This is a genomic window from Parageobacillus sp. NEAU-HV-2 (assembly GCF_059115485.1).
In genome coordinates this window covers 1-13,280 of the sequence record NZ_JBXUJJ010000024.1, presented here as the reverse complement: position 1 = coordinate 13,280, position 13,280 = coordinate 1, and the positions used below count along the sequence as shown (strand labels likewise).

General features: G+C 45.9%; 9 protein-coding genes, 1 rRNA gene, 1 pseudogene and 2 riboswitches. Of the genes and pseudogenes, 2 read left to right on the top strand and 9 right to left on the bottom strand.

Annotated features, from left to right (window positions below; genetic code table 11):
- The 8 genes from AC1WMD_RS18635 to fumC form a co-directional block, all read right to left on the bottom strand.
- Positions 1 to 172 (bottom strand): 16S ribosomal RNA (locus AC1WMD_RS18635); the annotation flags it as partial.
- 639 nt (positions 173 to 811) lie between these two features.
- Positions 812 to 1,354 (bottom strand): GNAT family N-acetyltransferase, encoded by a 543-nt coding sequence (locus AC1WMD_RS18630; protein WP_043903417.1) that lies wholly within the window; start codon positions 1,352 to 1,354, stop codon positions 812 to 814.
- Positions 1,355 to 1,439: 85 nt separating this feature from the next.
- A complete protein-coding gene (locus tag AC1WMD_RS18625) occupies positions 1,440 to 2,765 on the bottom strand; it encodes an NCS2 family permease (RefSeq protein WP_043903416.1) in 1,326 nt (441 codons plus the stop codon).
- A 106-nt stretch (positions 2,766 to 2,871) separates the two neighbouring features.
- Positions 2,872 to 2,973, bottom strand: a riboswitch (purine riboswitch).
- Positions 2,974 to 3,068: 95 nt separating this feature from the next.
- Positions 3,069 to 4,601 (bottom strand): glutamine-hydrolyzing GMP synthase, encoded by a 1,533-nt coding sequence (gene guaA / locus AC1WMD_RS18620; protein ID WP_043903415.1) that lies wholly within the window; start codon positions 4,599 to 4,601, stop codon positions 3,069 to 3,071.
- 64 nt (positions 4,602 to 4,665) lie between these two features.
- A riboswitch (purine riboswitch) is annotated at positions 4,666 to 4,767 on the bottom strand.
- A 42-nt stretch (positions 4,768 to 4,809) separates the two neighbouring features.
- On the bottom strand, positions 4,810 to 6,975 hold the full coding sequence (locus AC1WMD_RS18615) for a DUF4129 domain-containing transglutaminase family protein (RefSeq protein WP_494258193.1): 2,166 nt from the start codon (positions 6,973 to 6,975) through the stop codon (positions 4,810 to 4,812).
- A gap of 5 nt (positions 6,976 to 6,980) precedes the next feature.
- Entirely contained in the window at positions 6,981 to 8,165 is a 1,185-nt protein-coding gene (locus AC1WMD_RS18610; RefSeq protein WP_494258192.1) for a DUF58 domain-containing protein, read from the bottom strand.
- A 7-nt stretch (positions 8,166 to 8,172) separates the two neighbouring features.
- A complete protein-coding gene (locus tag AC1WMD_RS18605) occupies positions 8,173 to 9,123 on the bottom strand; it encodes an AAA family ATPase (RefSeq protein ID WP_494258190.1) in 951 nt (316 codons plus the stop codon).
- A 308-nt stretch (positions 9,124 to 9,431) separates the two neighbouring features.
- Complete coding sequence (gene fumC / locus AC1WMD_RS18600; RefSeq protein WP_494258189.1) at positions 9,432 to 10,802, bottom strand: class II fumarate hydratase; 1,371 nt, start codon at positions 10,800 to 10,802, stop codon at positions 9,432 to 9,434.
- 247 nt (positions 10,803 to 11,049) lie between these two features.
- Here fumC and AC1WMD_RS18595 point away from each other — a divergent pair, with 247 nt between their 5' ends.
- Positions 11,050 to 11,274, top strand: coding sequence for a hypothetical protein (locus AC1WMD_RS18595; RefSeq protein WP_043903410.1), 225 nt, complete (start codon positions 11,050 to 11,052; stop codon positions 11,272 to 11,274).
- 96 nt (positions 11,275 to 11,370) lie between these two features.
- Here the strand turns inward: AC1WMD_RS18595 and aimA are convergent, their stop codons facing one another.
- Positions 11,371 to 13,005 (bottom strand): glutamate/serine transporter AimA, encoded by a 1,635-nt coding sequence (gene aimA, locus AC1WMD_RS18590; protein ID WP_494258188.1) that lies wholly within the window; start codon positions 13,003 to 13,005, stop codon positions 11,371 to 11,373.
- A gap of 179 nt (positions 13,006 to 13,184) precedes the next feature.
- On the opposite strand from aimA, the pseudogene AC1WMD_RS18585 reads away from it, so the two are divergent.
- Positions 13,185 to 13,280, top strand: a pseudogene (locus AC1WMD_RS18585) (transposase); the annotation flags it as partial.

The following is a 13,280-nucleotide window of genomic DNA, read 5'->3' as shown; positions in this document are numbered from 1 at the left end:
ATTAGCTCCGGTTTCCCGGAGTTATCCCGGTCTTACGGGTAGGTTGCCCACGTGTTACTCACCCGTCCGCCGCTAACCAAACAAGAGCAAGCTCTCATTCGGTCCGCTCGACTTGCATGTATTAGGCACGCCGCCAGCGTTCGTCCTGAGCCAGGATCAAACTCTCCATAGAAAGTTGATTGGCTTCTTTTCAGCTTCAGCACCGACACCACATGGTGTCTTGTCGCCTTCGCTTTTCTTATTGTCCAGCTCCGGCTCGCAACGCCTTGCGGAAAATAACCTTCCTCCGTCGACATGCAAGCATGTCTCGTCGGAAGAACATTTTCCTTCCGGCGTTAGGCGCTCGCCTTCGCTTTTCGTTGTGGACGCTTCGTTTTGTTCAGTTTTCAAGGAACATTTATTTTGTTCTCTAAAAGCGACTTTTATAATATATCACTTTGAATTTAACCTGTCAATATGTTTTTTTAATTTTTTTCACCGCATCAAAGCGGCTTTATTAATATAACATCATCGTTAATTAAATGTCAACCATTTATCATAGGTATTTTTATCCGTCAAATACCTCTTTCTGCACTCTACATTCGCCGCGATCCACACATACCACCAAACAAACAGCATATGTGTTCTAACCTTTATTTATATGCCGTCATTTTTCTAAAGAAGTACAATATTAGTGGCAATACTTCCATCTACAAACGACACGATTGAGTTGCTGTATGTCCAAACTGCAATATGTTTAGCCGTCAAATCTCTGGTAAACAAAAAGAAAGATGCCACAAAAGATCATTCGTATGGCATCCTCTAGTTTGCTTTAACGTTTCCATTCTCTCTCCAACATTCCATAAACAACGTGGTCAACGAAATGGTCGTAAAGCCATTCTGCCTCGCGGATTGTTCCTTCGTTTGTAAATCCTAATCGTTCAGGAATGGCCCTGCTTCGTTTATTTTCCACTGCACAGCGGATTTCGACTCGATGCAAATGCTGTTCATCAAATAAATAATCGATACACGCTTTACACGCCTTTGTCATCAACCCCAACCCTTGAAACTGCTCTCCGAGCCAGTAGCCGATGCTCGTTTTTCGATTGGCGCGATCGATATAATGAACCCCGATGACCCCCGCCAGTTGTCCTTTATGCCAAATTCCGGCTTCAAAGCCGTTTCCAGCGGCAAATTTCTGCAATCCTCCGGTGATAAACGCTTTCGAATCCTCTACTGTTTTTGTCGAGTCCACCCACGGAAGCCACTTCCGCAAATGCGGACGGCACGAATCGACTAACGCAAATAATCGTTCTGCATCTTCAGCTGTGAGCAACCTCAACCATGATTCGTCATCCAAGCGGTGGATAAACATAGCAATCCTCTCCCTCCTCCACAAATTTTTCCTACTATTATAGCAAATTCCAACAAAAAAAGCCCGCCCTTTCGGCGGACCTTTTCTATTCTCTTAAAAAGACAAAGTATAAGATAAAGATGACAAATAACGCATATAAAAGCGGATGAACTTCTTTGCCTCGTCCTTTTAAAACCATCGTAATTGGGTAAAAGATGAATCCAACCGCGATGCCTGTGGCGATGCTGTAGGAAAGCGGCATTGTAATCAGCGTGAAAAACGCTGGAACCGCCACCTCGAATTTTTTCCAATCGATTTCACCGATCGAAGATACCATCAGCACGCCAACGATAATGAGTGCTGGTGCGGTGACAGGCGCAGTAATCACACTTAACAGCGGCGAGAAAAATAACGACAGCAAAAACAAAATCCCTGTCACGACCGCAGAGAAACCGGAACGTCCACCAGCTGCGACACCTGCCGATGATTCGATATAAGAAGTCGTCGTAGATGTTCCAAGCACGGATCCAACCATGACCGCCGTCGCATCGACAAGCAATGCTTTTCCTGCGCGCGGCAGCTTATTATCTTTTAACAGCCCCGCTTGGTTGGCCACCGCAAGCAATGTGCCCGTGGCGTCAAAAAAGTCGACGATGAAGAAAGTTAAGACAACACCAAGCATTTTTAGCGAGAAAATGTCTGGCAAATGTTTAATCGCAACGCCGAACGTTGGCGAAATGTCAGGAATAGCGCCAACGACTTTATGCGGCACGTCGATTAGGCCGAAAATCATGCCGACAATCGCTGTAATGACCATGCCGTAAAACACGCCGCCATTGACTCTTCTTACCATTAAAATGACGGTCACGAACAAACCGAAAATCGCCAATAGCGTGTCGCCATCTCTCAAATCGCTTAACCCTACTAATGTTGCTGGGTTATCGACGATGATTTTCGCATTTTGCAGACCGATAAATGTAATAAACAGCCCGATCCCCGCGCCGACCGCATATTTCAATTCAACTGGGATCGCATCAATGATTTTCTCACGAATACCTGTTAACGACAAAATCGTAAAAATCACACCGGATACAAATACCCCCGCTAACGCCGTCTGCCACGGAATATGCATGTGGAGCACAACAGTAAACGCAAAAAACGCGTTCAACCCCATTCCCGGAGCGAGCGCGATCGGGTAACGCGCCAAAACGCCCATTAAAATACAGCCATATGCGGCAGCGAGCGCCGTCGCTACAAACACTGCACCTTGGTCAATCCGCAATTCGTTTGGAAAATCTTTTACCGCTCCTAAGGAAAGCGTGAACGGGTTGACGAATAAAATGTACGCCATCGACAAAAAGGTTGTCAGCCCAGCGATGATCTCTGTACGGTAATTCGTGCCGAGCTCTTCAAATTGAAAATATTTTTTCACTTCTTGTCCCCCCTACTAAAATAAAAACGCTTCTAGTAAGCTACCAGAAGCGTTGACTAAGAAGGAATAATGAACATAGAGAGGACGCGCAAGCCAAAAACACGCTCTCTATCCCATTATACCTCGTAGTCAAGCTATTTACGGTAGCTTGGTAGAAACTCCCGAGCCATATTCCCGGGATTATACGACGTATTTTGACAATATTCGCGATCTAGGTACATTGTATCAGCACGATCACTGAATGTCAATAAAAAAGACGAACATTTTAGGCCAAATGTCCGTCTTTTGTTCGTTTTATAGAAATTATTCCCATTCAATCGTTGCCGGCGGTTTGCTCGTAATGTCATAAACGACCCGGTTCACATGCGGCACCTCGTTGACGATGCGTGTAGAAATTTTCTCGAGTACTTCCCATGGAATGCGGGCCCAATCGGCAGTCATACCATCGACAGATGTCACAGCGCGAATGGCAACCGTATAGTCATAGGTACGGGCATCGCCCATGACACCGACGCTGCGGATGTCCGGTAGTACTGTAAAGTATTGCCAAATTTCACGGTCTAACCCTGCTTTTTTGATTTCTTCGCGCAAAATTGCATCCGATTCGCGGACGATTTCCAATTTTTCCTCTGTGACCTCACCAAGCACGCGGATGCCCAAGCCAGGGCCTGGGAACGGCTGCCGCCAAACGATTTCGTCCGGAAGGCCCAATTCCGTGCCAAGCGCACGCACTTCATCTTTAAAAAGCGTATTCAGCGGTTCAATCAATTTAAATTTCATATCTTCCGGCAGTCCGCCGACGTTATGGTGGGACTTAATCGTCTGCGCCGTTGCCGTGCCGCTTTCAATAATATCGGTATATAACGTGCCTTGCACTAAAAATTCGATGCCTTCTAATTTGGCCGCTTCATCGTCAAACACATAAATAAATTCGTTCCCGATGATTTTCCGCTTTTGTTCCGGGTCCGTTACCCCTTTTAATTTCGACAGAAAGCGCTCTTTCGCATCGACTTTGATGACATTCATATGGAATCCTTCGCGGAACGTTTTCATGACGCTTTCTGCCTCGCCTTTGCGCAGGAGGCCGTGGTCGACAAAAATGCAGGTGAGCTGATCGCCAATCGCGCGATGGACAAGCACGGCCGCCACCGAAGAATCAACGCCGCCACTTAACGCGCAAAGCACTTTTTTATCCCCGACCAGTTCGCGAATTTTGCGCACTTCGCTTTCAATAAAGTTTTCCATCGTCCAATCGCCTTTGCACCCGCACACATCAAAAACGAAACGTTTTAAGATATCATTTCCGTAAACGGAATGACGCACTTCCGGGTGAAACTGAACCGCGTAAAACTTCCGCGTTTCATCACTCATTGCCGCAATCGGGCAAGAAGCGCTCGTCGCATCGACCGTAAACCCTGCTGGAGGGGCGGTCACTAAATCGCCATGGCTCATCCAAACGACTTGTTCATCTGGGAGCTGCTTAAACAGTGCGGAAGCGTTTTTCACTTGAATCATCGCTTTTCCGTACTCGCGGTGGGTTGCTCCTTCCACCTTGCCACCTAAATGATGGGTCATCAGCTGCATGCCATAGCAAATTCCCAAAATCGGCAAACCGAGCTGAAAAATTTGCGGGTCGCATGTAAACGCATTGTCGTCATAAACGCTGTTTGGACCGCCGGAAAAAATGATGCCTTTGGCATTCATGGCGCGAATTTGTTCCGCCGTAATCGTATGCGGATGTAGCTCGCTGTATACGCCAAACTCACGAATGCGGCGGGTAATTAATTGATTGTATTGACTGCCAAAGTCCAATACGACAATCATTTCTGGTTTCATGCCATCACCTCATTAAAAAATAAAAAACTAGAATCGCCTTCAAAAACGACTATGAAGGCAGAATTCTAGCTCATTCTGCCTTCATAGTCAGGTCGTTTACGGCGACCCGGTAGAGACACTTGGACCATATTTCCAAGCATATATGAAGGGAACAACTAATTACGCTATGCAAATTTTAATTCATTCTATCAACTTCTCCGCCAAACGGTCAAGACACTGTCTTTTTAATTAAATTTTCCCATAATTCTCGCACTTCATCCCAATCAATTGAGTTATTTTTTGGTAGATAAACCGACTTTTCATATAACATCGTCAGCCGCGTCATTTCTTTTGTTTCAAACCAATCGTCGACGTAGGCTGCATACTCCCGCAGCGTTTGATGCGACTTCCGTTTTAAGCCGTAATCATCCAAATGGCGCAGCAAAGATAAGTACGCTGCCGCAAACGGGTTATCCCCTCTTTTCCGCTTATATTGAAAGCGGAGAATCGTCACATATGGCCACCATTTTCTTCTTGTCTTATATACCGCCCATACAAAGGCGAAAAACACAACCAAAGCAATAGCGATACGTTTCCATGACCACGCAGCCAAAAAGTTGTCCAATATCCTGCTGTCTTGCGATAGCAAAGAAGGTGACTGTTTTCTCACCTCGTCTAAAGGAACGCGGTTTTGTTCCGGCGTACGCTGTTCTGGAAGCGGCGCTGTCTCCGAATCCGGCGAAGAAGCAGTAAATACGTAAGGATTTGTGAATCCTTGTGTCGGTTCAAATGGAACCCAGCCGATTCCGGAAAAGTATACTTCTACCCATGAGTGAGCATCATTGTTCGTAATTTCATAGATGCTTTTTCCGTCCTTTTCTTCGATCAGCCGTCCGGATGTATAGCCTTTTACCCAGCGTGCCGGTATGCCAAGCGAACGAAGCATGACTACCATGGAAGTAGAAAAATTATCGCAATACCCTCTTTTTGTTTCAAATAAAAATTGGTCGACGTAATCGTCATTTTTTCCAGGAACAGCTACATCAGTCGTTTCATACGTATAGCCGTTAACATGGAAGTATTGTTCCACCGCTTTTACTTGTTCATATTGTGTTGGCTTCCCGTTCGTAATCTGCTTGGCCAGGTCACGCACTCGTTTTGGCAAATCTTCCGGAAGCTGCGTATAACGTTCAAGCAATTCCGCATCCTCGACAGGCGGAGCCGCTTTTAACGCGTCAACCGAAAAGCTTGGATATTCATAAACGAGGTCATAGGACGTTAACGGCAGCGTATATGCAGAGCGGTCCGTCGTATAAATTTTCTCTGTCGCTGCCTCCATTCGATATACGACATCTTCCTGTGCCTTCACTTTTTTTAAGCCAAGCGGATAAACGAGGTGGAAGTATGTCTCTTTCATATGAACGCTAGCCGTTATTTGCTGTTTTTTCAGTGCTGGAGACCACCACGAATAATTAATATCCATGTCGTTTTCCAATGATCGCATCTGCTCGCTTTGGAAACTTTCCCATCCCTTTCCGGTATAAATGTCTTTCGTTTCGACCCGCCAATAATGACGGCGCTCATCCTCCGCCGTGAACACGACAGTATCATCGGCAATAAACGGGCCGCCAAGACGGGAGTCATTTTGTCCATAGCCGACTTTTTTGACCTTTAGAGCGGCAGGATCTATCTGTTTCTTTTCCGGCGCGGCGGCATAGCTTTTCACAAATGCCACTGGGTCTGGCCATTGCGGTGGAAGCTTCGGACTAAAATAGCCGACAAGGACAGCTAGTCCCACGAAAGATAAACAAGCTCCCCACCATCGTCTTATTCCGCCTACTGCTGGCGACTGTTCGCGAAGCCGTTCGATATGAAGCAGGCTTAAAAAGAAAAAGCCAAAAACGACTAAGCGAACGATGGCGCCGTTTCCGCGGAACAGCGTAAATGTATCAAGCACAGTAACGTATATCACCGTCAACACGTAAAAGAAAAATAGCCGTTTTCGCACAACAATCCAATGGTGCCAGACATAAGCACCTAGCCACAACAAACCGAAAAATAGAAAACTGCGCAAAGAATTGCTAAGCTCTATCAGGCGGGCTATAAATAAGATAGCAACATGGTCGCAAATCTCTTGCCATATCCGCGTCGGCACGGTAAAAAGGGAAACATGATAGAACCACTTGTTTAGCGCCCATAAAATGTAGGTGCTTTTCACAACAGCGGATAGCCAAAAAGGAAGACGCCAAAAATAAAACAGAAAGCAGAGCACGATAAACCAAATGAACACTTCCACACTCCCGGTATCGGATATCGTTTCGAGCGGAAGCAGCCATTCGATTAGCAGCCAGCAGGCTAATCCGTATATAAGCGCGTTTATGGCGATATGCCTCATTGTCTTCATCGCTCATCCCTGCCTTGCAAAGTCGCCCGCATCGTGCGCGGGGATAGGACCGACACGCTGACGCCGCTTTGGCGCAACATGTCCGCTAAACGGTATTCTTCTTTTGTCATCTCTTCTTTAAGCAAAAACAACATCCCACGGCGCCGCATCGCCATCTCCCGAAGCAGAAAAACGAATTCCTCCTGCAACGACGACGTGATGTAACAAAGGGTGGCGGAGGCCGCTCCGCTCCTTTTTTCATTGGCAATGACGCGGGCGAATGGCTCATGGCTGTCACAAACGACCCTCGCCAAATGCGAAAATAAATGCTGTAAATGCTCCTCGCTATTGCGCGCCGGAAAAACAAAGCGGTCACGGCCGACAGAAACCAACCCCGTCCGCACTCCTGTGTGAATCGCCGCCCGCAATAGCGAAGCGGTAAAGGTGACAAGCTCTTCAAACAACGGCGTCGGCGTGCGGTCGAGCACCATGATGAAGTCGTCGCTCCGTTGCTCTTCAAATTCCTTCGTCATTAATTGCTGCTTGCGCGCCGATGCCTTCCAATGCACCCACGAAAACCTGTCTCCCGGCACATACTCACGAACTCCGACCGCCATCGTTTGATCACGATGAAGCTGCAGCGTGGAAGCGGCCGTTCCTTGCTCAAAAAGTTCCCGCACCTGGCGATACGTCATAGCGATATAGCGCGGATATACGACAATAGTATCTTCAACGGCATGAACGGACTGTTTTTCAATGAGGCCGAAAAAATCGCTTGCCGTCAAACAAACAGAGGAAAACGTATGTTCACCGCGCGGTAAATATTCCAACTCATACGTATAAGAAAATTTCTTTTTCCAAATGAAGGAGATGATCCTTTTTGACGGCCGCATGTTCAGCGTCACAATATCTTCTTCGCCAATCATGATAGCGACAAATGGAAACCAAATTGGGAGCTGCACTTCAATGGTAACAGTGAGCCGTTCGCCAGCATGATATTGCCGTTGCGGAATGATGCGTCTCACCACGACACGCTGCCATGGATATAAGGCAATCGCAAAGGAATAAAACGAAAACGGCAAAAAACTATAAAACAAAAACCAGCTCACAAACCCGCCTTGAAACATGGCGTAGGCGAAAAGAACAAAAAGCAAACTACATAATTCGAATATTTGTATCGTTAACCGCTTTTTCTTTTTCATTTTTCCACTACCTTTGAATCGGCACCGGAGTTCGGGCGATCATTTGTCCGACAATGGCTTCTGCAGTAAGCCCATCAAATTTTGCCTCCGATTTCATAATAATGCGATGGGATAACACATACGGAGCTAAAAATTGGACATCATCAGGAATGACAAATTCACGTCCGTGGATAAACGCATAGGCTTGAGACGCCTTCATCAGCGCCACCGAACCGCGCGGGCTTACCCCTAGGTAAACGGACGCGTTCGAACGGCTTCGCTGCACAATGTTAACGATGTAACGCTTAATAGGATCGCTGACGTATACTTCCGCCACCTTCCGCTGTAGCTCCAGCAGCTCATCCAAAGCCATTACAGGGCGAATTTCCTCAATAGGCGGCACTTTTTCCACACGGCTTAATATTTCTACCTCTTCCTCAGGGGATGGATATCCCATGTTTAGCTTTAATAAAAAGCGGTCCAGTTGGGCTTCCGGGAGCGGATATGTTCCTTCATATTCAATCGGGTTTTGCGTTGCCATGACAAAAAACGGACGCGGCAATGGTCTTGTCGCCCCATCCACTGTAACACTTCCCTCTTCCATCGCTTCCAAAAGCGCCGCTTGCGTTTTCGGCGACGTGCGGTTGATTTCATCGGCCAGCACGATGTTCCCCATAATCGGCCCAGGCTTGTATTCAAATTGCCTCTCTCTCGGGTTATAAATAGACACGCCTGTCACATCGCTCGGAAGCAAGTCAGGGGTGAATTGAATCCGCTTAAACTGTGCGTTGATCGATTTGGCCAGCGCTCGCACCAACATCGTTTTGCCGACGCCGGGAACGTCTTCCAAAAGCACATGTCCTTTAGCCAGCAGCGCGACAAGGCTTAATATTGCCACATTTCTTTTTCCCACAATCACTTTCTCTATATTTTCTACAACCTGTTCTATCGAAGGCTGTAACATTTCTTTTGCCGTCATGAATGAAACTCCTTTGCATTTAGGATGGTGATCAAATTGAAACTTTTAGACGTAGACATTTCGCGTTTCTACTATTAATATAATAACTAATATACATAATTTTTGGAATAATTTTTATAAATTGCATTGTTTATGCCGTTTTTGGCGATTACGCTGCTGTGGCTTTTAACATGTCCACCGAGAAGTCTCCCACCTCTAAACAGAGTGTAGGTGGGAGAGGTTCATATTCAAAAAAAGAGCTGCCAGAAGAAGGGCATTTGCCTAAATAAAAAATCATCCTAGGGTCGCTAGGATGATTTTTTCTATTGTCACACCATGTTCTCCGCTCTCACCCACTGATCGTACTGCTCAGCGGTGACATATCCCGTTTTCAGTGCCGCTTCTTTTAGCGTCAATCCCTCGTTAAACGCCAGTTTCGCTATTTCAGCCGCTCGATCATAGCCAATGTGCAGGCTTAAGGCGGTCACCAGCATGAGCGAGCGGTCGACATATTCCTTCATTTTGCCTTCATTCGCTTCAAGGCCTTTCACGCAGTGAATGTCAAAAGAATGAATGGCGTCGCCTAACAGTTGCAGCGACTGCATCGCATTATACAGAATGACCGGTTTAAATACGTTTAATTGAAAATTGCCTTGGCTGGCGGCAAATCCGATCGCCGCGTCATTGCCAAATACTTGCACCGCCACCATCGTCACTGCCTCGCTTTGCGTCGGATTCACTTTCCCCGGCATAATCGAGCTTCCCGGCTCATTCGCCGGAATCGTAATCTCGCCTAGACCAGAGCGTGGGCCGCTCGCCAACCAGCGCACATCATTTGCGATTTTCATCATATCGGCCGCCAGCGCTTTCACGGCGCCGTGAACGTAAACAATTTCATCATGGCTAGTTAAGGCATGAAATTTATTAGACGCTGAACGAAACGGATAACCTGTTTGTTTATGCAGCTGCTCGGCCACTTTATCGCCAAACGAAGCCGGCGCATTCAATCCCGTGCCGACCGCTGTCCCGCCGATCGCCAAATTTAACAGCTGCTCACTTGCCTGCTTGATCATGTCCCTGCTTTTTTCAAGCATCGTCCGCCACCCGGAAATCTCTTGGGCGAAAGTCAGTGGTGTGGCATCTTGCAAATGCGTCCGTCCGATTTTTATCGTGTTCTTGTATTTCACTTCTTTTTCGAAAAAGGTGCTGATCAGGCCGTCCAGCGCCGGCAATAGATGCTCATGCAATTTCATATAGACGGCAATGTGCATCGCCGTCGGAAACGTATCGTTCGAGCTTTGCGACATATTGACATCGTCGTTTGGATGAATGCGGTCTTCTCCTTCTGGCAGCAGCTCATTTGCTCTTCTGGCGATGACTTCGTTTACATTCATATTCGTTTGCGTCCCGCTTCCCGTCTGCCAAACGACGAGCGGAAAATGTTCATCCCACTTTCCAGCTAGTATCTCGTCACATGCATTGCAAATGGCATTCTTTTTCGCCTCGCTTAATTTGCCGCACTCATAGTTAACGATCGCCGCCGCCTTTTTGAGCTGGGCATAGGCGTAAATCAGCTCCAGCGGCATTTTTTCCGTGCCGATTTTAAAATTATTGCGGCTTCGCTCCGTCTGTGCGCCCCAATATTTATCGGCCGGCACTCTCACCTCTCCTAACGAGTCGCGCTCGATTCTTTCGTGCATAAACATAAATCCCCCTTTGCCATTTTCATCGCCTATTATGTTTTATACCTATTCCGCCAAAAGTAAACTTACTTCTAAATGAAAGCCGAGGAGAAAGCATGTTTCTCCTTGCTTCGTCGGCATCATCGAGGTCATCAGCGGCCGCCCATTGATGCATATATTACGGTATGCATTTCGTCGGAAAAATTTTATAATGATTAATATCTAAATTTTGTTTCACGACAGTGATATAAAGGAAGAAAAGATAATGATTGTTTTAGGGGTCATCCTGCTTGTGCTTGGAGTTGGATTATTGATCTTCGCTGTTTACGAACTGCGCGAAGAGTGGAGGCAATGGAAAGAAAACGAAAATAAAAAGTGCATTGCGCTGTTGGAGCTGCTGTTTTTAGCGGTCGATCCGCTAGACAGCTTGCCTTTCTTGCTTTTCTTCTCGCTTTTGTTCATTGCTGGTGGAATCTTGCTTATTCTATAGGAAAAAGCCGGCTGAACACTGGCTTTTCTTTCCATACCCTGAAATATCCGAAGCATTGGTACCATGATTCGTCACAACTATGGATTAAGGACTTTTTTACAAAGCTACTTTCTGTTTGGAATCAGCCACCATAACCACGTCTCTGTCTCTCATCTCTTCATTTACTTTATTAGCTTCTTGCAGGTATTCTGTTTCAAATCCACTTTTTACGGCCCAAACATAAAAACCAAGAGATATGCATGCAATAATAATCATATCCCAACCATATGGGATGATGTTTATACCCCCGAACTTTTCACTTCCTAAATAGGAGATGCACATCATGGATAACAAGTAGACAACCATCCAAATACCTGCCCGAAGATCTTGGCGAAAACCTTTCCATTTCATTTTTGCTTGATAGTAGAAATAAACAGGAAGTCCGATGATCATAATGAACAATACTTGCCCTGTAAGCGGCCAACGCGCCCAATATAGTGTTAAAGAAGCAAAGATAAATCCGCACGGCGCAATAATATGCAGCCCCTTGAGGCGAAGAGGACGATACAGATGCTTTCCTGTTCTTCTTAATGTCATTACGGTAATAGGACCAGTAATATAAGAAATTAAGGTAGCAACGGAAATTACCTCTGCCAATACGCCCCAGCCTTTAAACAAAAACAAAAAAATAAAACATACGGCCAAATTAAAAAACATAGCTGGACGTGGAACCCCGTAAATAGGATGCAGCTTACCTAAAACCCCCGGTAAATATCCATTCTTTTGCATACCGTAAATCATACGCGCTGTTGTAGCGGTATAAGTTGTTCCTGTACCGGAAGGAGAAACAAAAGCATCAACGTATAATAAGATCACTAACCAATTGATATTTAAAGCAATTGCTAAATCAGCAAACGGAGAGTTAAAGTTTAAATGATGCCAACCGTGTACAAGCATGGAAGGATCAACAGAACCGATAAAGGCAACCTGCAACAGGGTATATATAACCGTTGCAATCAAAACAGAACCCACTACTGCAATAGGAATGGATCGGCTTGGTTTTTTAGCTTCTCCCGCCATATTAATCGGACTTTGAAATCCATTAAACGCAAACACAATGCCGGACGTAGCCACCGCTGTCAACACGCTTGACCATCCATAAGGTGCTACGCTATGTCCGTAGGTAAAGTTTTCCCCGTGAAAACCAACGAACAAGAGCGCACCAATTGTCGCTCCGGGGATGATAATTTTAAATATGGTTATAAGCGAGTTTGCTTTTGCAAACAAACTTACGGTCCAGTAATTGAGGAAAAAGTAAATAAGAATTAACACAGAAGCAATAGCAAGACCTTTTGGCGTAAGCATTCCGTTTTCTACTAAACTGTGTGTCCACTTCGCCCAATCCCATGGCCACGAGCTCATATATTGCACAGAAGCGATTGCCTCCACCGGAATAACGGAAACAATAGCAATCCAGTTCGCCCAGGCAGCGAGAAATCCCACAAAAGATCCATGAGAGTACTGCGTATACTTCACCATTCCCCCTGCTTCGGGAAACATGGCTCCCAATTCACTATAAGAAAGAGCAATACATAGGATAACAACCATCCCAATAATCCAAGAAAAAATAGCCGCTGGACCAGCGATTTCGGCGGCCTTCCACGCACCAAACAGCCAACCAGATCCTATGATGGATCCGAACCCCGTCATCGTAAGCGCGAAAGTTCCCATCTTTCGGTGCATAGTATTCATCCATTTTACCCCTTTCATAAGTATGTAGTAACTATAGGGAGAGAAAAGATTGCTTGATAGATCCATTCCAGGGGGGATGATGTATAAAATTTTGTGTCAAGCATTTGGCTAGACCAAAAGAAAAAGGTAGGGTATTCTCTGATTTGGCCAAAAATCTTAGAGAAAGGAGAACCCTACCTATGTCTAAAAGTATACCGAATTTAGACTGGCTCAATCAACTGGAAAACGCCATTCGTCAGTTTGTAAAGGAAAAATTAGAGTTGATCATGAAGGAA